This is a genomic window from Chromohalobacter sp. 296-RDG, assembly GCF_029889885.1.
Taxonomy (GTDB): domain Bacteria; phylum Pseudomonadota; class Gammaproteobacteria; order Pseudomonadales; family Halomonadaceae; genus Chromohalobacter.
This window is the reverse complement of sequence record NZ_JARANY010000005.1, coordinates 67987-90715: the sequence shown is the minus strand read 5'-3', so window position 1 is coordinate 90715 and position 22729 is coordinate 67987. Positions and strand designations below refer to the sequence as shown.

The following is a 22729-nucleotide window of genomic DNA, read 5'->3' as shown; positions in this document are numbered from 1 at the left end:
AGAGCGCCTGCATTACCGGTCGCTGAATCTGGCCATTCAGCTTTTGACATGATAAATCAGATGACGGGCTGAATCGTGTCAGCTATCTTGGGATCAATGCTGAAACGTTCATCACGATTTATCAAGCCAAACGGGACTAGACCTTCGCAGGGGCGGGCAAGCAAGACTGCGTGCCAGCCTCTAGAATAGATGCTTTTGCATCGTCGGCTCGTTCAAGGAATACACCCATGACTCTTGCAGAAATCGCCCGGCTGGCCGGCGTCTCACGCACCACCGCCAGTTATGTGATCAATGGCCAGGCCGCCGAGCGGCGCATCCGCCCCGAGACGGTGGCACACGTCATGGCCGTGGTCGCCAAGCACGATTATCGTATCGATGCACAGGCGGCGGCGCTGCGCCGGGGCGCGAGCCGCACGTTGGGATTCATCGTGCCGGACTTGGAGAACACCAGTTACGCCCGCCTGGCCAAACGTCTGGAAAATGGCGCGCGTCGTCTGGGCTATCAGCTGCTGATCGCCGGCTCGGACGATGACCCGGACACCGAACGCGAGCTGGCGCGTGCCTTGCGCGCCCAGCGCTGCGATGCCCTGATCGTCGCCAGCAGCCTGGCCATGGACGACCCGTTCTATCCCGACCTGATGGCGGGCGGTCTGCCGATCATCGCGCTCGACCGCACCCTCGACCCGGAGCGTGTGGTCTGTGTCGTCAGCAACAACACCCAGGCCGCAGGTGCCTTGACGCGCTCGGTGCTCGACGCCGATGTCGCGCGTATCGCCTGGATGGATGCGGTGCCGGAACTATCGATCAGCGTGGAACGGCGCGCAGGCTTTCTGGAAACGGTTCGCGAAGCGTCCCTCGACAACCCGATATTGCTCAGCGGTGCGCGCTACGACCGCGCTACCGGCGCGGCGCTCATGCGGCGCCTGATCGACGAGCACGGCATTCCCGATGCCCTGGTGACCGCGTCTTATGTGCTGCTCGATGGGGTCTTCGATGTACTGCTCGAACAAGGAGGGTTGCCCGAAGCGCTGCGTCTGGCCACATTCGGCGACGACCGCCTGCTGGATTTCCTGCCGGTGACTGTCAATTCGCTGCCCCAGCATCATGACCGCATCGCCGAGCTGGCGCTTCACCGCGCCATGCAGGCGGCACGCGGCGACTACCGCCCGGGGGTGGATATCGTCGAGCGCGACCTCAAGCTACGGCATGGCACGACAGCCTCAGTCGCCAGATGACGGCATGCCAACCGCCCGTTATGCTGGCATCCATGAAGCAATCTTCTGCCTCTTTACCTGACATCCTGGCCGGCCCGATCCTGCGCCGCGCATTACCCGACCGCCTGGTGATCTGGCTGGTCGGGTCGCGCCCGCTCGACCTGACATTAACCTTGCATGTCGACGACGCCGAGTCGCCGAACCAGCGTTTCGCGCTGGATAGCTCGCTGTGCAGGCGCTTACCGGTGGGCGAACGCGCATGGCTGCATCTCATCGATGTGCCGCTTACCGCGCCACTGCCCTACGACCGGCCGATTGGTTACGATCTGCACGTCGCCGAGGAAACCGCCGATGCCACGCAAGGCATCGCCGATTATGCGCCTCATCTGCTGCATGACGATGCGGCCCGTCCGAGCTTCGTGTTGCGCTCGCGTTTCGATTCGCTGCTCCACGGCTCATGTCGCAAACCACATCACCCCGCCGGCGACGGCCTGGTACGTGCCGATGCGCATGTCGAGGCGTTGCGTGACACCCCTTCCCGCATGCCGGCGGCGCTGTTGATGACGGGCGATCAGATCTATGCCGATGATGTCGCTGGGCCGATGCTGGTCGCCATCCACGCGCTCATTCAGCGGCTGGGGCTATTCGGCGAATGTGTGCAAGGCGCCGTGGTCGAGGATGCGGACAGCCTCTACACGCATCCCGATACGTATTATCGCAGGGAGCAGTTGTTGCCCGCATTCGAGGCCAACGACAAGCTGCGGGAGCGCTTCTTCGGCGGTGTCCGCAAACCGGTTTTCACTACCAGCAGCGCGCACAATCACTTGATAACGCTGGCCGAGGTCATGGCCATGTACCTGCTGACGTGGTCACCAACGCCCTGGTCGCTTATCGAGATTACACGCCCCGCGCTCGACGACTCGCTGGCCGAGACCTTCGACGCCGAGGCCTCGATCATCGAGGCTTTTCGCGAAGGTCTGCCCCACGCCGCTCGCGTGATGGCACACCTACCCACACTGATGATCTTCGACGATCACGACATTACCGACGATTGGAACCTGTCTGCCGCCTGGGAAGAAACTGCCTACGGCCACCCGTTTTCACGACGCATCATCGGCAATGCCTTGCTGGGGTATCTGCTGTGCCAGGGGTGGGGCAACGACCCCGATGCCTTCCGTTCGTTATGGCCCAAGCTGGAAGCGCTATTCGAACACCGCGACGCCGAGGAGCGCCTCGATTGCGAAACCCAGGATGCTCTCATCGAGCGGCTCCATGATTTCGACCACTGGCATTATCAGCTGCCCTCTACGCCACACTTGGTGGTGCTCGATACCCGCACACAACGCTGGCGCAGTGAACGGCACCGCCACCATCCTTCGGGGTTAATGGACTGGGAAGCCTTGAGCGAACTCCAGCAGAGACTGCTCGGACAGCATTCGGTGATCGTCGTCTCGCCGGCACCAATGTTCGGGGTGAAGTTGATCGAAGGAATACAGCGTTTATTCACATTGGCGGGCAAACCGCTACTGGTGGATGCAGAAAACTGGATGGCCCATCGTGGCGCGGCCAGCGTCATGCTCAATATCTTTCGTCATACCCGCACTCCCGGCAATTACGTGATCCTCTCCGGCGACGTGCACTATTCCTTTGTCTACGATATCGAGATTCGCCACCGCCAGCACGGCCCAAGTCTCTGGCAGATCACCAGCAGCGGACTCAAGAACGAGTTTCCCACGCGTCTACTGGATGCATTCGACCGTCTCAACCGCTGGCTGTATGCGCCGGCGTCGCCACTCAACTGGTTCACCAAACGTCGTCCCATGCACATTCGCCCACGCTACCCGCAAGGGGCCAGCCACGGCGAGCGACTGTGGAATCAAGCCGGCATCGGTCTGGTCACCCTGGATGTACAGGGCCGCCCCGCCAGCATCGCTCAACTGGGCGCCGACGGCAGCACCACCTACTTCCTGCGGGACGATTGACCGTCCGAGGGCTGACGCCAGAGGGCATCAACCGGCTTACGACAAGGCGCGCGATGCGAAGGAGTCGCCGACGTCGGCAGACGGCGCATGCGCGGCATGCAAGCGTGCGATGAGTTGATCCTCGAGCGCGAAGCGCTCGGTAAGAGCCTTGCTCAAACGCTCGAGCCAGGCCGGCAGACGCGTCACGTAATGCTGACAACGAGTCGGTGTCGAGTAGTCATTGTCGAACTCCAGCACCAACTGCGTGGACATCTCAAGCCGTTCGAGCAGACGGTCGGCCAGAGCCAGGGCGTCTCGGTCGTCGAACGCCACCGCTTCGTCACGCAGCTTCGGATAGACTTCGAAATGACCACCGCTAATGTAGTCCATCAGGGCTTCACTGAAGGCATCGATACGCGCTTTGGAAACCGATTCCAGTTCCGCATCGCAAGCCTCGCGCAACTCCATCAGCGTCACCAGCATGTCGTAGCGCTGTTGCAGCCAGCGGTCAATGAGCGTGTGAACACCACCCCAACGCTCGAGGGCCGTCTTGGTATCTTCCAGCATGATGAATCTCTCCTGTCATGGCCGCGCGGGCCACTCCCTGACATTGAGGAAAGCGGCTCTCCTGCCGCCTTCCCGCCGCTCAACGACGGCGAAGCACGATACCGGCCAGCATGCCCAACGGAATCAGCAGCAGCACGGCGAACCCCACCAGCGTCCATTGCGGGATCGACATGCCCAACAGCAGGCCGTGTATCTCGGCACATTCTCCCGAGCCGGAAAGTACTCGCGAGATTACGTTCCACAATGGCAGCACTTCCATCATGTAGTCCAGCCCTGGACCGCAACTAGGCACGCTTTCCGATGGCAGCGACTGCAGCCACACATGACGCGCGGCAATCGCCACACCCAGCGCCGCTGCCAGGGCGCCCAAGCCGGCATAGATGCCGCGCCCGACGCGTCCCCCCGGATTGTGCACCGCGCCCACGGCGAAGACGAGCACGGCAAGCAAGATCGCAATACGCTGCCCGATACACAGCGGACAAGGTGTCAACCCATAGACATATTGCAATACCAAGGCCACGCCCATCATCAGCACGCACATCGCCAGGCCCAGCAAGCAGCCTCGACGCACGTTCATCGCGGCCAATCGGGTAATCATCGTCACGTCTCCTCAGGCAATCCGACTCGTTTCGTGTGGGGTCTTTGGTTCGCTCATGAAAAGGCCTGTGCCGCAGTGCGCACAGGCCTTGGACAACGCTTCGACTCACGCCACGCTGAGAGGTTTACCCGCGCGCTCGAAATAACGCGCCAGGAAGGTCGCGAAGTCCTCGTGGTCGGCGCGCTCGATATCGTCTTGCTGCTGGTGCGAGGTCTCGACGAGCTGCTCGAACAGCGCCTCGCGCGCGCGATCCATGGGCGCCTCGCGCAGCTCGGCGGCCTGCTGCTCGGCCAAGGCACGCGCCTGGTCGAGGTATTCGACGCCTTCGTTGACCAATTGAGCATAAAGCTGGCCGGAGGGCGTCAATTCGGGGTCGTCGAGGCGCGGTGCCAGAACTGCGAGGGCGTCGCGATGCGGCGCGCCCTCCTCGTTGGTGTCGAGCAAGTCGGCAACACTCTCGAGTTCGGCGAAGATATCGTGCCCCCAGTCGCGCAAATAGCGCTGGCGATCACCGACACTGAGCTTGAGCTCGGGATCACGGCCACGCTCCACTACCAGGCGGCGGTTATCGTCGAGACGATCGCACTCCTCGTCGGGAATCCATGGGCTCTCGGAGAGCAGACACCACATCAGGAAGGTATCCAGGAAGCGCATCTGCGTTTCGTCGATACCCAGGGGCGTGAAAGGATCGAGATCCAGGCAGCGCACCTCGATGTATTCGACACCGCGCGCCTCGAGGGCCTGAGAAGGTGTCTCATCGTGACGCGCCACCCGCTTGGGACGAATATCGCTGTAATACTCGTTCTCGATCTGCAGGATATTGGCGTTGAGCTGGCGCCAGTCGCCATCGACATTGACGCCGAAACGTCGGTAATCCGGCCACGGCGTGCTGATCGCATGGCGTAGCGTGCCCACGTAGTTGGACAACGAGTTGAAGCAGATCTTGAGCTGCTCCTGCACCTTGTTCTGGTAGCCCAGATCGGACATGCGCAGGCTAGTGGCGTAACGTCCCGCCAGCGTATGCTCACCCAGTGCCTCGAGATGATCGGGCGCCGCGCCCGTCAAAAAACTGCGATCCACCGCTGGCGATGCGCCGAACAGGTACAAGAGCAACCAGCTGTGGCGCCGGAAATTGCGGATCAGGTCGAAATAGCGACTTGAGCGGTAGCCCTCGAGGGTCTCGCCGTCGCGGCCTTCGAGCTCACGCAGCATTGGCCACAGGTTCTCGGGCAACGAGACGTTGTAGTGAACACCGGCAATGGACTGCATGATACGCCCATAACGCACGTCGAGCCCCTTGCGGTAGACGTGCTTCATGGTGCCGACATTGGAGGTACCATAATCGGCTATGGTCACGCTGTCGTTGCCATTCAGGCGGCTCGGCATGCTTGCCGGCCAAATCAACTCGTCGCCGAGCTGCCGGTAGCTGTAGCGCAGCAGATCACCGAGAAACGCCAGGGCGTCGTCGGGACGACAGTAGACCGGCGTAATGTACTCGAGCAATGCTTCCGAATAATCGGTGGTGATATAGGGATGCGCGAGCTTGGAGCCCAGGGCATGGGGATGGGGCGTTTGGGCGATGCGCCCGACGCCATCGACGCGCAAGCCTTCTTTCTCGATGCCGCGGCGCAAGCGACCGAATCGCCCTTGGCGAGCCAGATCGTGCATGCGCGCAATGGCGGTGGTGAGTGTTTCGGACAAGATAAATTCCCTCACGTCTGGGAAAAGCACGGCTTTCCCTTGGTGTCACCGGTGGATCGTGGCTTGCCGGCATCGCCGAACGATCACATGTGTGCGGCTAACGGAAACATCGCCGGGAACACTCCGGCGAACCGTCGGCCCCCTGAGCGCGCCGCATGAAAAAACCATTATGGAGGCGGCCGGCCACCTTTCAAGGCAAATCGCGCTCAAGCGGCGTTTCACGATTGGCGACGCGCCTCCGCCAACGCTTCGCCGAGTGCACCGAGCCCTTCGCTTGCCGGTTGCGACTCACGCTTGCCGCCCCCGCCACGCTGCCCGCGCGAGCGACGCGGCTCATCGACGCGCGAGGCATCACTCGGCGCATCTCCCATGCGCATGGACAACCCGATTCGAGCGCGCTCGAGATCCACCTGCATGACCTTCACCTTGACGATATCGCCGGCCTTGACCACCTGACGCGGATCCTCGATGAACGTCTCGGAGAGTGCCGAGATATGCACCAGGCCGTCCTGATGAACGCCAATATCCACAAACGCCCCAAAGTGCGTGACGTTGGTCACGCTGCCCTCGAGGATCATCCCGGGCTCGAGATCCTGGAGGGTTTCCACGCCTTCGCGGAACTCGGCGGCCTTGAACTCGGGGCGTGGATCGCGACCGGGCTTGTCGAGTTCCTTGAGAATATCGCTGATGGTGGGCACGCCGAAGATATCATCGACGTAATCGGCCGGATTGAGCGACTTGAGGAAACCACTATCCCCGACCACGCCGGCCAGGTCACGCTCATGATGTTGGGCGATGCGGTTGACCACCGTATAGGCCTCGGGGTGCACGGCGCTGGCATCGAGAGGATTGTCGCCGTCCGCGATACGCAAGAACCCCGCGCACTGCTCAAAAGTCTTGGGTCCCAGCCGACTGACATCCAACAACTCGCGACGCGAGGTGAACTGTCCCTTGGCGTCGCGTTGCGCGACGATGTTTTCGGCCAGCGTCGGGTTGAGGCCGGAAACACGTGACAGCAAGGCACCGGAAGCGGTGTTGAGCTCGACGCCCACGGCGTTGACGCAGTCCTCGATGACCGCCTCCAGGCTGCGCGAGAGCTGCACCTGAGAGACATCGTGCTGATACTGGCCGACGCCGATGGACTTGGGCTCGATCTTGACCAGCTCGGCGAGCGGGTCCTGCAAGCGCCGGGCGATGGAGATCGCGCCGCGCACGGTGACATCGAGCTGCGGGAATTCGCGCGAGGCGAGCTCTGAAGCCGAATACACCGAGGCCCCCGCCTCGCTGACCATGACCTTGGCAAGCGGCCGCGATGCTCGCTTGACCACCTCGCCGGCGAGTTTATCGGTCTCGCGGCTGGCAGTACCGTTGCCTACCGCGATCAAGGCCACGTCATGCTTGTCGACCAGCCCCGCCAGCGTGGCCAGAGACTGATCCCAGCGCTTCTGCGGCGCATGCGGATAAATAACGGTATCTTCCAGATACTTGCCGGTAGCATCGACGACCACGACCTTACAGCCGGTACGCAGCCCCGGGTCGATGGCCAGCGTCGCCTTCGCCCCGGCGGGCGCCGCCAGCAATAGATCCTTGAGATTGGCGGCGAATACCTCGATGGCCTCGCGCTCGGCGCGTTCGCGCAAGCGGCTCATCAACTCGGTCTCGAGGTGCGTGTAGAGCTTGACGCGCCAGGTCCAGCGCACCACTTCCTTGAGCCAGCGCGAGGCCGGCTGCGTGGCAGTGAGTGCCACGCCAATGTGCTTGGCGATGGCAACCTCGGCAGGGTGGATCTCGGCGTCTTCTTCGTCCGGCAGGCGAATCGCCAACGACAGCACGCTCTCGTTGCGACCCCGAAACATGGCCAACGCACGATGCGAAGGTGCCTTGGCAAACAGCTCATCATGCTCGAAGTAATCCGAGAACTTCGCGCCTTCTTGCTCCTTGCCACTCATCACGCGCGAGACCAGCAGCCCTTCGCTCCACAGACGCTCACGCAGTTGCCCAACCAGCTCGGGATCTTCGCTGAACTGTTCCATGAGGATCTGCTTGGCGCCATCCAATGCGGCCTTGGCGTCCTCGATGGCAGGTGTATCGCCTTCAGCGGCGCGAACATATCTTGCCGCTTCGGTCTCGGGGTCGAGATCGGGATCGGCCAACAGCGCCTCGGCCAGCGGTTCGAGCCCTGCCTCCCGGGCGATCTGAGCTTTAGTGCGGCGCTTCTTCTTATAGGGCAGATACAGATCCTCGAGGCGCTGCTTGGTATCGGCGGCCTGGATCAACGCCGCTAGAGAATCGGTCAATTTGCCTTGTTCGTCGATGCTGGCAAGCACCGCGACACGGCGTTCCTCCAGCTCACGCAAATAGCGCAGACGCTCTTCCAGCTTGCGTAGTTGGGTGTCATCCAGCCCACCGGTGGCTTCCTTACGGTAACGAGAGATGAAGGGTACGGTGGCGCCATCGTCGAGCAGAGCCACAGCAGCACTGATCTGCCGGGAATGAACGGCGAGTTCGTCGGCGAGCCGAGAAACGATCTTGAGATTGACGTCCATGATGTCCTTGACGTTGCAGCGGCTGGCGATCCAGCGACAAAAAGTTCGCGACAAGGTACCACAACAGCCGACACGACGCAGACGGCGCTTGCTTATCCCGCCTCATTGGGCACGAAACGCAGCGCCAGGCCATTGTTACACCAGCGCAGGCCGGTCGGCTCAGGCCCGTCCTCGAAAACGTGACCCTGGTGGCCGCCGCAACGCGCGCAGTGATACTCGGTGCGCGGAATCAACAGCACCAGGTCCATCTCGGTCAGCAGGTGGCCTTCGATGTGATCGAAGAAACTCGGCCAGCCGGTGCCGGAATCAAACTTGGTACGCGACGAGAACAGCGGCAAGTCGCAACCGGCGCAGCGGTATTCCCCTGGCCGCGTCTCGTGATTGATCGGGCTGCTGCCGGCCGGCTCGGTATCGGCCTCGCGCAAGATACGATAGCGCTCCTTGCTGAGCCGCTCGCGCCACTGCGCCTCGCTCAATTCAAGCGGCTGGATGTCCGCACTACGTTCCAGCGACAGCTTGGGACGCGCCAACACGACGCTCGGCACCGCACCCAGCAGGCCTGCGACGCCCAACCAACCCAGAAAACGACGGCGATGCATGACGTACCCTCCTTGCAATACACAACGGGGAGAGCCGATGGCCGACTCTCCCCGTTAGAGGCGAATTCCGCGGAATGGTTCGCTCCGTCAGGGCAGCGAAGGACCGGCGGCGACGATATCCTCATCGACGCCGTCGAACTTGGCAAAATTGGCGATGAATTTGTCCGCCAACGCCTTCATATGACGCTCATATTCGGCGCCATCAGCCCACGCCTGACGCGGATCGAGCAGCGTCGCGTCGACACTCGGCACCGCCACCGGGACGTCCAGGTTCAATCCCTCGATGTGACGCGTCTCGACGTCCTTGAGATCACCGTTCTGGATCGCTGCGATGATGGCACGCGTGGTGGGAATGCTGAAACGCGAGCCGCCCTCGCCGTAGGCGCCACCGGTCCAACCGGTGTTGACCAGATACACGCGCGACTCGAAAGCCTCGACACGCTTGACCAGCAGATCGGCGTACTCGCGCGCCGGACGCGGGAAGAACGGTGCGCCGAAGCAGGTCGAGAACGTCGCTTCCAGCCCTTCGGAAGCTCCCATTTCGGTGGAACCGACCTTGGCGGTGTAGCCGGATAGGAAGTGATAGGCAGCGGCTTCCTTGGACAACAGCGAGACCGGCGGCAGCACCCCGCTCATGTCGCAGGTCAGGAAGATGATCGCATTGGGTTCGCCGGCCCGATTCTCGGGCACGCGCTTGTCGATGTGCTCGAGCGGATAGGCAGCGCGGGAATTCTGAGTCAGGCTATCATCGCTATAATCCGGATGGCGGTACTCGTCGAGAACCACGTTCTCGAGCACCGTGCCAAAGCGAATGGCCTTCCAGATGAGCGGCTCATTGTGCTCGGAGAGATCGATGCACTTGGCGTAGCAGCCGCCTTCGAGATTGAACACGGTGCCCTCGCCCCAACCATGTTCGTCGTCGCCGATCAGATAACGTTCGGGATCGGCGGAGAGCGTGGTCTTGCCGGTGCCCGAGAGACCGAAGAACAGCGTGGTCTCACCATCCTCACCCACATTGGCGCTGCAGTGCATGGGCAGCACGTCTTTCTCGGGCAACAGGAAGTTCTGCACCGAGAACATGGCCTTCTTCATCTCGCCGGCGTAACGCATGCCGGCGATCAGCACGCGGCGCCGGGCGAAGTTGAGAATCACCGTACCGTCGGAATTCGTGCCGTCACGCTCGGGCACGCATTCGAAATGCGGCGCATTGAGGATGGTCCACTCGCTCTTGCTCTTGGGATTATAGCCCTCGGGACGCACGAACAGGGTTCGCCCGAAAAGATTGTGCCAGGCGGTTTCGGTAGTGACACGAATCGGCAGGTAATACTCGGGATCGGCGCCGACATGCAATTCAGAGACGAAGTTGTCACCCTCGGCCAGATAGTCCTCGACGCGCTCCCACAAGGCGTCGAAACGCTCGGCGTCGAACGGCTGATTGACGCTGTCCCAGTCGATCAAGTCCGCCGTGGAGGGTTCCTTGACGATGAATCGATCTTTCGGGGAGCGGCCGGTCCGCCGTCCGGTGTTCGCCACGAAGGCACCGTTGTCGGCGAGATGGCCTTCGCCGCGCGCGATGGCATGCTCGATCAACGCAGCGCTGCTCAGATTGGTATGGGTCTGCACGGGACGTGCCTCGTGGGTTGCCGGGGAGGCGGCTGGGGTCGTGGTCATTATCGTGTCCTGAGCCCGAAGGGCGTTTCTCTCTCGTTAACCGATGCTTACTCGCCAAGGCCACCCGGACAATGGATTGCCTCTTGTGAGGACAAGGCGAGACTGAGGGGGCGGTCATTATGGCAAAAAGGCTCTGCGCGGAAAACGTCACCAGCACGGTAATAACACCGCGCGCACTTAGGCATGACGCGCGTCAGATCAATGCAGGGTCGAGGCACCTGCGCCCGGCGACTCGATCAGGGCCTCGATATCGGCGGCACTGAAGCGATAATGGCTATGACAGAAATGGCATTGCGTTTCCACTTCGCCCTGTTCGCGCGCGATGCTACGCAATTCCTCGGCACCCAAGCCATGCAGAGCATTGGCGATACGCTCACGCGTACAGGTACAGCCGAAGCGTAGCGTCTTGGGCTCGAAGACGCGGGTCTGCTCCTCATGAAAGAGGCGATGGAGCAGCTCGCGCTGCTCGAGATCGAGCAATTCCGCATCGCTGAGCGTGGTGGCCAGGTGCACGGTGCGCTCCCAGGCATCGGGATCGCTATTGGCCTCGTCGTCGGGCAGTTGCTGCAGCAGCATTCCCGACGCACGGCGACCGTCGGCCGCCAACCACAGGCGAGTGGCCAGCTGTTCGGAACGTGCGAAGTAGTCTTCCAGGCAAGCGGCCAGGCTGTCGGCCTCGACGGCGACGATGCCCTGATAGCGCTGCCCCTCACGGGGATCGATCGTGATCACGATCTGCCCCTCGCCGACCAGCGACGTGAGCGAGGCGTTTTCCTCGGGAAGCGCCGCTTCATCATCGAGACGCGCGATGGCGCGCAAGTCGCCCCCGGGGTTGGACTCCGCCATCAGCAAACGCACGGCGCCCGAGCCACGTACTTCTAGGCTTACGGTGCCATCGAGCTTGACCGTCTCGGTGAGCAGGGCCACGGCGCTGAGCAGCTCGCCAAGCTGACGACTCACGGCCTCGGGATAGATATGCTTGTCGAGCACCTCGGCGTAGGCCTGCTGCAGGTTGACGACTTCGCCGCGCACGTTGGTAGCGTCGAAAAGAAAACGTTGGATCTGGTCGGTCATGATGATTCGTCGTCAGGTTGGAAAAACCGAAAGGGGTGCCATACCGGCATTCAATCATCGAAGCCATGGCGCTGGAAGTCCTGAATCGCGCGGCGTTGCTTCTTGTCGGGGCGGCCATGTGGCCCTTGCATGCTTTGATTGGCCAGACGTCGATTGTGGGCTTCGCGCTCACGCCGCACTTGGCTAGCCGACGTTTCGCGGTAGAGCTCGCGGGCCTCGGCGGCGCCGCGGCGCTGACCGGAGAGCCCCGTCACTTCGACTTCGAGGGTGTCCCAGCCTTGTGGCACCTTGAGCAAAGCACCGAGTTCGACCGCCTTGCTGGTCTTCACACGCCCACCATTGTAATGGACCTTGCCGCCTTCAATGGCTTTCTTGGCCAAGCCACGCGTCTTGAAGAAGCGTGCCGCCCATAGCCACTTGTCGATACGGATCGTGTCGCTCATATGTCTCCCTGCATTGCCGCCCCAATACGCGAGAATGCCCCACGAAAGAGACCTGTAACGTGGGCGCCGGAGGGCGACTTTTCAAGGCGAGATGGGGTGTGATCAACGGCGCGATGCACTCGGCATATCCTGCGGCAAGAGCGTGGCGAAACGCTCGAGGGCGATGAAATTTTCCAGCTCGCGCTCGGGTCGTTGGCTGTCGGGCTTCTTGATGCCCAGCAGATGGCGAATGCCGTATTCACGCGCGCTTTCCAGCACTGCGGGATTGTCATCGATGAACAAGGTACGCCCGGGCTCGAAGGGCTCGATGTCCTGCAATGCGAACCAGAACTCCGGCGCTTCCTTGGCGACGCCCACATCCGCCGACGAGATGATGACATCGAGATACTCCTCAAGCCCGGTCAATGGCAGCTTGAGCGCCAGGCTTTCACGATCGGCGTTGGTGGCCAGCACGACACGCGGATGCGCCTTCTTGAGCCATTTGAGGAAATCCAGCGCATCGCTACGCAAGCCGATCAAGTGCTGCACCTCACGCTTGAGCGCGACCACATCGACACCCAGCTCGCGGCTCCAATAGGCCAGGCTATACCAGTTGAGCGTGCCCTGCTCGCCGATGATACGCGAACGTAGCGTATCGGCGTGATGCGCATCCAGCTTGTGCATTTCCACATAGCGCTGCGGCAAGTGTTCCAGCCAGAAATGGCTGTCGAAATGCAGATCCAGCAGTGTGCCATCCATGTCGAGCAGCACAGTGTCGATGGCGTTCCAGTCAACCATGATGGGCTCCCGCCAGGGTGGATATCGAATCTAAAGCTTCCTTATTGTACGCTGCATGATAGCTACCCGCACGGAGACATCATGGCCTTTTCTTCCCATCACGATGGCGGGATGCCGTCAGACGACACCGGCGTGGGCCATTACAAGCCACGCCTCTTGAGCCGCCGTGAAGTCGCCCGCAGCCGCCTGTTCGCCGTCGAGGAACTCGAGCTGCGCTTCGCCAACGGCGCCGAACGCACCTTCGAACGCCTCACAGGTAGCGGCAATGGCCATGGCGGTGGCGCCGTGATGATCGTCGCCATACCGGACCCGGAGCATGTGTTGCTGATTCATGAATATGCCGCAGGTTTCGACGACTACGCCCTGACCTTGCCCAAAGGGCTAGTCGACCCCGGCGAGGACATCGTCAGTGCAGCCAATCGCGAGTTAATGGAAGAATGCGGTATGGGTGCGCAACGCATCGAGCCACTGGTGGAACTCTCATTGGCGCCCAACTACATGAGCCACCGCATCCATGTCATGCTCGCCGCCAACCTGTACGAGAAACGCTTGCCCGGCGATGAACCGGAGCCCCTGATCGTCGAGCGTCATCCTCTTGAGGATATCGCCTCCCTGTTGGCGCGGGAGGATTTTCACGAAGGCCGCGCCATCGCCGCCCTGTTCATCGCGCGCGACCGCTTGCGTAACGAGCGCACCCACGAACAGTGGTGGTAAGTCACCGTCCAGACACAACTAAGCCCCGCCATGGCGGGGCTTGGTCATATCTCATTTTAGCGTGACAACGGCTCGCTCCATGAGCCTTTCAAATAATCAGTCTTCGGGATCGACATCCTGCGCGGAATCGACGCCGTGATTGTCTTCCGGATCATCCATACTTTCCGGAACCGAACCATCATCCGCATCGGGAGCTGCGGCAGAGCCACCTTGAGCAGCGGTATCACCCTGCTGGGTATTGGCCGATCCGGTTTCGGTACTCAGACTTTCCTGATCACCACCGGGAATGCTGTCTTCTCCGTCGACATTTCCTGCGGTTTCACCACTGGCGGTGCCACCTTCAGCCTTGGTCGAACCTTGCTCGGTGTTGGCGGACCCTTCCTCACTGCTGACATCCGGCGCCGAATCGTCCTGCGCGAAGGCACCTGCCGTGGGCAATGCCAGGAGCGCGGCGAAGGTCAGTGCGGTAAGTTGCTGTTTCATGCGAATCCTCCTTAATCCTCTGTGCCTTCACATTCAGGTGAAGTGCCTGGATTGCGTGGACAAAAAGCCATCGCTTAACCCTATACAGACCCTAGACAAGGTATTGGCATGATGCAAGGTAAAACCAGCTACCGAGCGCTTTCTCGACAGCCTCAATGCGCCTCGAGTTGCTCGAAGCGCCCGTGTTGCGCACTGCGTCGACCCGCTTCGAGCACCTGCATGACCGCCAGAGCTTCCTCCGCTGGTACGGGATTTTTCCCCTGCCCTCGTATCGCCTCGCGAACGCCCGCGTAATAAGCCGGATAATTGCCAGCCCGTGTGGGCACTTCCCGCCATTCAGGGCGCGCACCGGCGTCGTGCACATTGGCCACGGTATGCAGCCCATGTTGATGATCCTCGCCCCATTGCGGCGTGGGCAGGCGCTCGCCAAGCTTGAGCATGTCCTCTTGCGGGTCGAGCCCATGCTTGACGTAGCTGCCATGCGTGCCGTGCACGGAGAAGCGTGGCGCGGGCGCCGCCATCAGGCTACCGGCATGCAGGATGACCCGCTGCTGATCGTAGCGGAGCACGGCATGGAAGTAATCGTCGACCTGAGCGCCATCGCGCTGAGCGGCCTGATCGAGGGATATCTCATCGGGCATGCCGAACAACACTAGCGCCTGGTCGATGAGATGCGGCCCCAGGTCGTACCAGATACCGCCGCCCGGAGCGTCTGATTCGCGCCAGCGCGACTTGACCTCGGGCCGGTAACGGTCGAAGTGCGATTCGAAATGCGCGATACGCCCCAGATCGCCACTATCGAGCAAGTCGCGCACGGTCAGGAAATCTGCATCCCAGCGCCGATTGTGGAAGACAGAAAGCAGCTTGCCCGCCCGCGAGGCTTGTTCAATCAGTGACGCGGCCTCGTCGAGAGTGACCGTGAAAGGCTTGTCGATCACCACATGCTTGCCGGCGGCCAGGGCGGCACTCGCCAGATCGTAGTGCGTATCGTTGGGGGTGGGGATCACCACCAAGTCGATATCGGCGCGCGCGAAGAGCGCGGCCGCACTGGCTTCGACCTCGGCCAGCGGCCAATCGGCCATCACCTTGGCGGCATCGCTGCTTGAAATCGCCTGCAAGGTCATGCCGTCATCCGCCATCAACAGCGGTGCATGAAACGTCTTGCTGGCGAAACCGTAACCTACCAATCCCACGTTGATCTTGTCGGTCATGCGTGAATCCCTTCTGCTCCTGTCACCCCGGGCGTCAACCCCAGGACGACGCGATGGTGCTCACCAGTACGCGCAGTAACAAAGCGTCACCAAAAATCTCGGCGACTTGGCCTACGAGCGCCATACTGACAGTTGGCCTTCACTCGCCCTGCCAGGTTACCGGGAGAGACGTTATGTGTTGCTCGGAAGAGAGTCTCAAGCTACTGCTGGACACATTATGGTACGACACCGAGAAATGGCTAATGATGGACGACGCCGCTCAGGCTTGGCAACTTGCCGCCTGAAGCTGCGCCCCCCTACTTCGAGGCTTATCCCGACCTTTCGGGGCAAGCCCTGTCTGGCGATAATTTTCCCGTCACTGATAGCGGCTACATATTCAGTCCGTGAAGCCGACGATGTCTGTCCTACACTGGGGGAAGCAATCTTCGCCAACACGGAAGCCAAGCATGAATCAGACACCCCGCAACGTCACCCAGAAACTGATCGCCTCGCACCTCGTCAGCGGCGACATGACACCGGGCGCGGCCATCGGTCTGAAGATCGACCAGACTCTCACCCAGGATGCCACCGGCACCATGGTCATGCTGGAGCTGGAAGCCATGGCGCTCGACCGCGTCAAGACGGAGGTCTCCGCCCAGTACGTCGATCACAACCTTATCCAGGAAGACAACAAGAACCCCGACGACCACCGCTTTCTACAGACCTCGGCGGAACGCCTGGGCGTGTGGTTTTCACGTCCGGGCAACGGCGTCAGCCACCCCACGCACCAGCAACGCTTCGGCAAGCCCGGCAAGACGCTGCTGGGCTCCGACAGCCACACGCCGGCCGCCGGTTCGCTGGGCATGCTGGCGATTGGCGCTGGCGGCATCGACGTCGCCATGGCGATGGCCGGCGAACCCTTTCATACGCGTATGCCGGAGGTCTGGGGCGTGCGTCTCGAGGGCCGCCTGCCCGACTGGGTCAGCGCCAAGGACGTGATCCTCGAGATGCTGCGCCGCCATGGCGTCAGCGGCGGCGTGGGACGCATCATCGAATATTATGGCCCCGGTCTCGAACATCTTTCCGCGATGGACCGACATGTTATCGCCAACATGGGCGCGGAACTCGGCGCCACTACCAGTGTGTTCCCCTCCGATACGGCGGTGAAGGCGTTCCTCATCGCTGAGGGGCGCGGCGAAGACTGGCACGCACTACTGGCCGACGACGACTGTGGCTACGACCGCCACGAGACGATCGACCTTTCACAACTCGAGCCCTTGATTGCCACCCCGTCGAGCCCCGGGAATGTGGTACCTGTCCAAGAGGTAGCCGGCCAACCATTAACGCAAGCATACGTCGGCTCCTCGGCCAATCCCGGCTATCGCGATTTCGCTATCGTAGCCGCCATGCTCGAGGAACGGACCATCGACGACAACGTCTCGTTGGAGATCAACCCCACCTCGCGCTCGATTCTCGAAACACTGACCCGCGACGGCCATCTGCTGAGCCTGATCGGTGCTGGCGCGCGCCTGCATCAGGCCGGCTGCAACGGCTGTATCGGCATGGGTCAGGCACCGGCAAACGACACCAACAGCCTGCGCACGGTACCGCGCAACTTCCCCGGCCGCTCAGGCACGCGCGAAGACCGCGTCTTCCTGTGCAGCCCGGAAACCGCCGCAGCCTCGGCACTCAAGGGCGTGATCACCGACCCCCGGACGCTGGACATGGCCTATCCTCAGGTGCGAGAGCCCGACGACCCGATCATCAATACCCGCACTCTGACCGCCCCCATGGAAGCGTCCAAGGCACGCAAGGTGCACCTGATCAAGGGACCGAACATCGAGTCGTTGCCGGATTTCGAGCCGCTCGGGACACAACTGGACCTGCCGGTTCTGGTCAAGGCCGGCGACGATGTCTCCACTGACGAGATCATGCCGGCCGGCGGCGAAGTACTGCCTTACCGTTCCAACATTCCCCAGATCGCCGAGTTTTCCTTTCGCGGCGTCGTCGACGGCTATGCCGACCGTGCCCGCGAGACAGGCGATCATATCGTCATCGGTGGCGAAAATTACGGCCAGGGCTCGAGCCGGGAGCATGCCGCCATCGCCCCGCGCTACCTGGGGCTGCGTGTCGTCATCGCCAAGAGCTTTGCCCGTATCCACCACCAGAACCTGGTCAACTTCGGCGTACTGCCGCTGACCTTCGCCGACGGCGACGATTACGACGCGCTCGACGTCGATATCCGTATCGGCTTCGACAAGCTGAAGAAAACACTCGAGGCAGGCGGCCCCGTAACGGCGCAGGCCAATGGTCGAACGCTGACGCTCGAACATGCCTTGACCCCGCGCCAGGTGGAGATCTTGTTCAGCGGCGGCCTGATCGCCTGGATGCGCGACCAGCAAGCAGCCTGACGAGATCACCAACGAAAAGCGGCCCCACGGGGGCCGCTTCGCTGACGCCAGGCACGCGTCATCTCAGTCGTCCAGCGCCTCAGGCAGGTCGGTGACCGCGCCCTTGGAGGCGGAACTGACCGTCTTGGCGTACTTGGCCAGCGTACCGCGCGTATAGCGCGGTGCCGGACGCTGCCAGGCGGCGCGACGCCGATTCATCTCGTCGTCACTGATATGCAGTGTCATCACATCATTTTCGGCATCGATGGTAATCTCGTCGTGATCTTCGATCAGCCCGATGGGACCGCCGACGAAAGCCTCCGGCGTCACATGGCCAACCACGAAGCCGTGGCTGCCACCGGAGAAACGCCCGTCGGTGATCAGTGCCACCTTGTCGCCCAGGCCGCGACCCATGATCGCCGAGGTGGGCGTCAGCATCTCGCGCATGCCGGGGCCGCCCTTGGGGCCTTCATAGCGGATCACGACGACGTCGCCGGCGACCACGGTGAGATCGTTGATGCGTGCCTGCGCTTCCTCTTCGGAGTTGAAGACCCGCGCACGACCGGTGAAGCGCGTGCCTTCCTTGCCGGTAATCTTGGCGACCGCCCCTTCCGGTGCCAGGTTGCCGTAGAGAACGCGCAGGTGACTGGAGGTTTTGACCGGTTTGTCGAGCGGCTTGATGATCTCCTGATCGATCGGATAAGGCGTCACGTCGGCCAGGTTCTCGGCCAGCGTATTGCCGGTGACGGTAATGCAATCATCGTGGAGCAGGCCTGCATCGAGCAGGATCTTCATCATCGGCTGGATACCGCCGATCGCCACCAGCTCGCTCATCATGTAATGGCCGCTGGGACGGACGTCCGCCAGCACCGGCACGCGCTTGCCGATCTCGGTGAAATCATCGAGTGTCAATTCCACACCGACGGTGTTGGCGATCGCCAGCAAGTGCAGCACGGCGTTGGTAGAGCCACCGAGAGCGATGACCACGGTGATAGCATTCTCGAACGCCTTGCGGGTCATGATATCGGACGGTTTGAGGTCCAGCTCGAGCAACTTGAGCACGGCTTCGCCGGCGGCACGGCAGTCGTCGTTCTTGGTCTGCGAGACCGCTTCCTGTGCCGAGGAGTTGGGCAAGCTCATACCCATCGCCTCGATCGCCGAGGCCATGGTGTTGGCGGTATACATGCCACCGCAGGAACCCGGCCCCGGGATCGCGGTTTCCTCGATCTGTTTGACGTCGATAAGCGACATGTTGCCCTGAGAATAGGCGCCCATCGCCTCGAACACCGAGACGATATCGGTATGCCCCTTGCCGGGCTGGATGGTGCCGCCATAGACGAAGATGCCGGGGCGATCGAGGCGCGCCAGGCCGATCATGCAGCCCGGCATGTTCTTGTCGCAGCCACCGATGGCGACGACACCATCGAAGCCCTCGCAGCCGGAGACGGCCTCGATGGAGTCGGCGATGATCTCCCGCGAAGCCATCGAATACTTCATGCCCTCGGTGCCGTTGGCGATGCCATCGGAGATGGTGATGGTGTTGAACACCACGCCCTTGCCCCCGGCGGCGTCGGCGCCGTCACTGGCTGCATCCGCGAGTACGTTGATATGGCTGTTGCACGGGGTGACGCGACTCCAGGTCGACGCGATGCCCACCTGCGGCTTCTTGAAATCCTCGTCGGTAAAGCCCACCGCACGCAGCATCGCGCGGCTGGCGGCCTTGCCTGGGCCATCGACCACTTTGGCGGAATGGCGACGACGCGGATCGGCATTCTCCGGAAAGTCCTGCTGGCTCATCAAGTGCTCCTGTTTCGTCTGGTAGGCCCGAGGGCGAATTATGAGCGACGCATGCCGGCTGAAGAGATGCAGCGATAAAACGAACGACATAAACGTCGGTGTCACGGTCAGATGACAATGCGCGGGCCTCGTGTTTTTTGATAAGGCGGCTCTTGTGAAGCGGCTCTGGTAAGCGACTCGCCACGCCTCGCGCAGTAAAGGGGTAAACCCATTGTAACGACGTTGGGCGCGATCGGACATCCGATCGCGCCCAATAGTGAGCACATGAACGTGGCCCTTAGGGCCAATACTACACGGCTAGCCGAAGACCACCTTGGCCACGTCACGGTAGCGATTGGCGAAGTGCACGGTCACCCCCTTCTTGAGGTAATCGGGCAGCTCCTCGTAATCGCGACGGTTGGGTTCGGGCAGAATCAGCTCGAAGATATCACTGCGCCGCGCAGCAATCACCTTCTCGCGAATACCGCCCACCGGCAGCACCTGGCCGCTCAGTGTCAGCTCACCGGTCATCGCCAGGGGACGGTCGAGGGGTTGCTGCTTGGCCAGCGACAGCAGTGCCGTCGTCATTGTCACGCCGGCCGATGGGCCATCCTTGGGCGTGGCGCCCTCGGGCACGTGCATGTGCACATGCGTCTCGTCGAAGAAGGTCGAGTCGGCGCCGAATTCCTTGAGATGCGCCACCGTGTAGCTGTAGGCGATATTCGCCGACTCCTGCATCACGTCGCCCAACTGGCCGGTGAGCTTGAGGTCACGCGATTTCGCGTGCACGCGCGCCGCTTCGACCGGCAGCGTCGCCCCGCCCATCGAGGTCCATGCCAGCCCGGTGACCACGCCGACGCCCTTGAGCACTTTTTCCTTGCGGAAGGTCGGCGCTCCCAAGAAGTCCTCGAGGTTATTGACCGAGATCTTGACCGTGTCTTGCTCGTTTTCGAGCATCGTTACCGCCGCCTTGCGCACGATGCGGTGCAGTTGCTTTTCCAACTGCCGCACCCCGGCTTCGCGTGCATAGCCCTCGATGACCTTCCGAAGTGCGGCATCGGTGAGATTGATGCGCTTCTTGGGAATGCGGTCGCGCTCAAGCAGCTTGGGCCAAAGATGGTGCTTGGCGATGGCCATCTTTTCCTCGGCGATATAACCCGACAGGCGAATCTGCTCCATGCGGTCAAGTAGCGCCGGCGGCAACGAATCCAGCGTGTTGGCGGTGCATACGAACAGTACCTTGGAAAGATCCATGCGCACGTCGAGATAATGATCGAGGAAGTCGACGTTCTGCTCGGGGTCGAGCACTTCGAGCAGCGCCGAGGCCGGATCGCCCTGGAACGACTGACCCATCTTGTCGACCTCGTCGAGCATGATCACTGGGTTTTCGACCTCGACTTCCTTGAGCGCCTGCACCAGTTTGCCGGGCATCGCCCCGATATAGGTGCGCCGGTGACCCTTGATCTCGGCCTCATCGCGCATGCCACCTACCGAAAAGCGATAGAACTCACGGCCCAGGGCTTCGGCGATGGAGCGCCCCACCGAGGTCTTGCCCACGCCTGGCGGTCCAACCAACAACAGGATAGAGCCACCGACATCGCCCTTGAAGGTACCTTCGGCGAGGAACTCGACGATGCGCTCCTTGACGTCCGTCAGGCCATCATGGTCGCGATCGAGGATCTTGCGGGCGCGCGGCAGGTCGAGCTGGTCCTCGGAGGTAATCCCCCAAGGCAGCGACGTCAACCAATCCAGGTAGTTGCGCGTGGTGCCGTATTCAGGCGAACCGGTCTCGAGCACCGAGAGCTTGCCCAGCTCGTCCTCGATACGCTCCATGACACGCTCGGGCACTTTCATGTTCTCGAGGCGTTCACGGAACGTATCGACATCGCTTTCGCGGTCGTCCTTGGAGATACCCAATTCACGCTGGATGACCTTGAGCTGTTCTCGCAGGAAAAACTCGCGCTGGCGGTCCTGCATCTGCGCGTTGACCTGCTCGCTGATCTCGCTTTGCAGCTGCGCCACCTCGATTTCCTTGCGCAGCAGCGGTAGTACCTTCTGCATGCGCGCCATCACCGGCAGCGTCTCGAGCACTTCCTGCAACTCTGGCCCCTTCGCCGAGGTAATGGCCGCGGCGAAATCGGTCAGTGGGCCAGGCTCATGAGGGCTGAAGCGATTGAGGTAATGCTTGAGCTCTTCACCGTAAAGTGGGTTGATCGGCAGCAGTTCCTTGATGCCATTGATCAGTGCCATGGCATAGGCGCGCGCTTCTTCGTCGCTGGCCTCGATGGGTTCCTGGGGATAGGTGACCTCGACCAGGTACGGCGGGGTCTTCGACAACCAGCGAACGATGCGAAAACGCCGCACCCCCTGGGCGATGAACTGGATCTGCTGCTCTTCGGTCTGCGAGCGATGGACTTTTACCGCCGTGCCGATCTCCGGAAAGTCACCGGGTCCTAGCTCATCGACGCCGGAATCGCCGACAAACGCTACCCCAACGCTTTGGTGCGGCGTATTGCCGACCCGTTCCATGGTGTCTTCCCAGCGTTCCCGGTGGATGACCAGCGGTTGCACCTGCGCAGGGAAGAACGGCCGGTTGTGAATCGGCAGCAGGTAGAGACGCTCGGGCAGGTATTCCTGGGTCGGCACTACCGCGCGCCCTTGGGAGTTCGATTCCTGGTCGTCCTGCGTCGGGGAATTTTCCTCTTCGGCGTCTTGCCGTGCCTCTTCGAGTTCGGCGTAAAAATCCCGGGATTGATCCTGATCGCGTTCGCTCATCATTCACCTTGAAAGTCGTCGGGCAAATTGCCCGTTTGCCAAGAGGAATGCGGGCGTCACCGACGAACTTCAAGCCTACGCAGGATGATGCTTACCAACGTAGTGCACGTTCATTGACGCGCCACTGGCCGGCATCAATGCGAAACTCCAGATGCGACGGCCCTGCCAGGCCAGCGACGCCAGAGGAAAATCCATGCGGTGATGAACGTTTACTCGTCGCCCTCGTCAACAACATCTCTCCTGCGTGGGT

General features: G+C 61.7%; 17 protein-coding genes. 4 read left to right on the top strand and 13 right to left on the bottom strand.

Going from position 1 to position 22729, the window contains the following annotated elements; translation table 11 throughout:
* Positions 1 to 227: 227 nt before the first annotated feature.
* Together cra and OP495_RS03860 are read left to right on the top strand one after the other, a co-directional pair.
* Positions 228 to 1235 (top strand): catabolite repressor/activator, encoded by a 1008-nt coding sequence (cra, locus tag OP495_RS03865; RefSeq protein WP_280567368.1) that lies wholly within the window; start codon positions 228 to 230, stop codon positions 1233 to 1235.
* A 32-nt stretch (positions 1236 to 1267) separates the two neighbouring features.
* Positions 1268 to 3196: an alkaline phosphatase D family protein gene (locus OP495_RS03860; protein ID WP_280567365.1), complete on the top strand. Its 1929-nt coding sequence runs from the start codon at positions 1268 to 1270 to the stop codon at positions 3194 to 3196.
* Between the two features lie 36 nt (positions 3197 to 3232).
* Here the strand turns inward: OP495_RS03860 and rsd are convergent, their stop codons facing one another.
* The 9 genes from rsd to yrfG all read right to left on the bottom strand — a co-directional run bounded on the left by rsd (position 3233) and on the right by yrfG (position 13151).
* A complete protein-coding gene (gene rsd / locus OP495_RS03855; protein WP_280567362.1) occupies positions 3233 to 3742 on the bottom strand; it encodes a sigma D regulator in 510 nt (169 codons plus the stop codon).
* A 79-nt stretch (positions 3743 to 3821) separates the two neighbouring features.
* A complete protein-coding gene (locus OP495_RS03850) occupies positions 3822 to 4340 on the bottom strand; it encodes a disulfide bond formation protein B (protein ID WP_280567360.1) in 519 nt (172 codons plus the stop codon).
* Positions 4341 to 4445: 105 nt separating this feature from the next.
* Positions 4446 to 6008 (bottom strand): glutamate--cysteine ligase, encoded by a 1563-nt coding sequence (gene gshA / locus OP495_RS03845; RefSeq protein WP_280567412.1) that lies wholly within the window; start codon positions 6006 to 6008, stop codon positions 4446 to 4448.
* Between the two features lie 251 nt (positions 6009 to 6259).
* Complete coding sequence (locus OP495_RS03840; RefSeq protein WP_280567410.1) at positions 6260 to 8587, bottom strand: Tex family protein; 2328 nt, start codon at positions 8585 to 8587, stop codon at positions 6260 to 6262.
* 92 nt (positions 8588 to 8679) lie between these two features.
* Positions 8680 to 9186 (bottom strand): peptide-methionine (R)-S-oxide reductase MsrB, encoded by a 507-nt coding sequence (gene msrB, locus OP495_RS03835; protein ID WP_280567357.1) that lies wholly within the window; start codon positions 9184 to 9186, stop codon positions 8680 to 8682.
* Between the two features lie 87 nt (positions 9187 to 9273).
* Positions 9274 to 10857, bottom strand: a complete 1584-nt coding sequence (locus OP495_RS03830; RefSeq protein WP_280563217.1) for a phosphoenolpyruvate carboxykinase — start codon at positions 10855 to 10857, stop codon at positions 9274 to 9276.
* Between the two features lie 198 nt (positions 10858 to 11055).
* Positions 11056 to 11931: an Hsp33 family molecular chaperone HslO gene (gene hslO / locus OP495_RS03825; RefSeq protein WP_280567354.1), complete on the bottom strand. Its 876-nt coding sequence runs from the start codon at positions 11929 to 11931 to the stop codon at positions 11056 to 11058.
* 50 nt (positions 11932 to 11981) lie between these two features.
* On the bottom strand, positions 11982 to 12374 hold the full coding sequence (locus OP495_RS03820) for a S4 domain-containing protein (protein WP_280563219.1): 393 nt from the start codon (positions 12372 to 12374) through the stop codon (positions 11982 to 11984).
* A 102-nt stretch (positions 12375 to 12476) separates the two neighbouring features.
* Complete coding sequence (yrfG, locus tag OP495_RS03815; protein ID WP_280567351.1) at positions 12477 to 13151, bottom strand: GMP/IMP nucleotidase; 675 nt, start codon at positions 13149 to 13151, stop codon at positions 12477 to 12479.
* Positions 13152 to 13262: 111 nt separating this feature from the next.
* Between yrfG and nudE the strand changes: the two genes are divergently transcribed.
* A complete protein-coding gene (nudE, locus tag OP495_RS03810; protein WP_280567409.1) occupies positions 13263 to 13865 on the top strand; it encodes an ADP compounds hydrolase NudE in 603 nt (200 codons plus the stop codon).
* Positions 13866 to 13961: 96 nt separating this feature from the next.
* On the opposite strand, the gene OP495_RS03805 is transcribed toward nudE, so the two are convergent.
* Together OP495_RS03805 and OP495_RS03800 are read right to left on the bottom strand one after the other, a co-directional pair.
* On the bottom strand, positions 13962 to 14348 hold the full coding sequence (locus tag OP495_RS03805; RefSeq protein ID WP_280563221.1) for a hypothetical protein: 387 nt from the start codon (positions 14346 to 14348) through the stop codon (positions 13962 to 13964).
* 152 nt (positions 14349 to 14500) lie between these two features.
* The gene (locus OP495_RS03800) at positions 14501 to 15559 is read right to left on the bottom strand and encodes an oxidoreductase (RefSeq protein ID WP_280567348.1); all 1059 of its coding nucleotides are present in this window, start codon (positions 15557 to 15559) and stop codon (positions 14501 to 14503) included.
* A 446-nt stretch (positions 15560 to 16005) separates the two neighbouring features.
* On the opposite strand from OP495_RS03800, the gene OP495_RS03795 reads away from it, so the two are divergent.
* On the top strand, positions 16006 to 17949 hold the full coding sequence (locus OP495_RS03795; protein ID WP_280567346.1) for an aconitate hydratase: 1944 nt from the start codon (positions 16006 to 16008) through the stop codon (positions 17947 to 17949).
* Positions 17950 to 18012: 63 nt separating this feature from the next.
* Here the strand turns inward: OP495_RS03795 and ilvD are convergent, their stop codons facing one another.
* Together ilvD and lon are read right to left on the bottom strand one after the other, a co-directional pair.
* Positions 18013 to 19725: a dihydroxy-acid dehydratase gene (gene ilvD, locus OP495_RS03790; protein ID WP_280567343.1), complete on the bottom strand. Its 1713-nt coding sequence runs from the start codon at positions 19723 to 19725 to the stop codon at positions 18013 to 18015.
* Between the two features lie 297 nt (positions 19726 to 20022).
* Entirely contained in the window at positions 20023 to 22479 is a 2457-nt protein-coding gene (gene lon, locus OP495_RS03785; RefSeq protein WP_280563228.1) for an endopeptidase La, read from the bottom strand.
* Positions 22480 to 22729 lie beyond the last annotated feature (250 nt).

Excerpts from the sequence above, each read along its gene's own strand:
- cra (WP_280567368.1), top strand. The coding sequence starts at position 228 with ATGACTCTTGCAGAAATCGCCCGGCTGGCCGGCGTCTCACGCACCACC.
- OP495_RS03860 (WP_280567365.1), top strand. The coding sequence starts at position 1,268 with ATGAAGCAATCTTCTGCCTCTTTACCTGACATCCTGGCCGGCCCGATC.
- rsd (WP_280567362.1), bottom strand. The coding sequence starts at position 3,742 with ATGCTGGAAGATACCAAGACGGCCCTCGAGCGTTGGGGTGGTGTTCAC.
- OP495_RS03850 (WP_280567360.1), bottom strand. The coding sequence starts at position 4,340 with ATGATTACCCGATTGGCCGCGATGAACGTGCGTCGAGGCTGCTTGCTG.
- gshA (WP_280567412.1), bottom strand. The coding sequence starts at position 6,008 with ATGCACGATCTGGCTCGCCAAGGGCGATTCGGTCGCTTGCGCCGCGGC.
- OP495_RS03840 (WP_280567410.1), bottom strand. The coding sequence starts at position 8,587 with ATGGACGTCAATCTCAAGATCGTTTCTCGGCTCGCCGACGAACTCGCC.
- msrB (WP_280567357.1), bottom strand. The coding sequence starts at position 9,186 with ATGCATCGCCGTCGTTTTCTGGGTTGGTTGGGCGTCGCAGGCCTGCTG.
- OP495_RS03830 (WP_280563217.1), bottom strand. The coding sequence starts at position 10,857 with ATGACCACGACCCCAGCCGCCTCCCCGGCAACCCACGAGGCACGTCCC.
- hslO (WP_280567354.1), bottom strand. The coding sequence starts at position 11,931 with ATGACCGACCAGATCCAACGTTTTCTTTTCGACGCTACCAACGTGCGC.
- OP495_RS03820 (WP_280563219.1), bottom strand. The coding sequence starts at position 12,374 with ATGAGCGACACGATCCGTATCGACAAGTGGCTATGGGCGGCACGCTTC.
- yrfG (WP_280567351.1), bottom strand. The coding sequence starts at position 13,151 with ATGGTTGACTGGAACGCCATCGACACTGTGCTGCTCGACATGGATGGC.
- nudE (WP_280567409.1), top strand. The coding sequence starts at position 13,263 with ATGCCGTCAGACGACACCGGCGTGGGCCATTACAAGCCACGCCTCTTG.
- OP495_RS03805 (WP_280563221.1), bottom strand. The coding sequence starts at position 14,348 with ATGAAACAGCAACTTACCGCACTGACCTTCGCCGCGCTCCTGGCATTG.
- OP495_RS03800 (WP_280567348.1), bottom strand. The coding sequence starts at position 15,559 with ATGACCGACAAGATCAACGTGGGATTGGTAGGTTACGGTTTCGCCAGC.
- OP495_RS03795 (WP_280567346.1), top strand. The coding sequence starts at position 16,006 with ATGAATCAGACACCCCGCAACGTCACCCAGAAACTGATCGCCTCGCAC.
- ilvD (WP_280567343.1), bottom strand. The coding sequence starts at position 19,725 with ATGAGCCAGCAGGACTTTCCGGAGAATGCCGATCCGCGTCGTCGCCAT.
- lon (WP_280563228.1), bottom strand. The coding sequence starts at position 22,479 with ATGAGCGAACGCGATCAGGATCAATCCCGGGATTTTTACGCCGAACTC.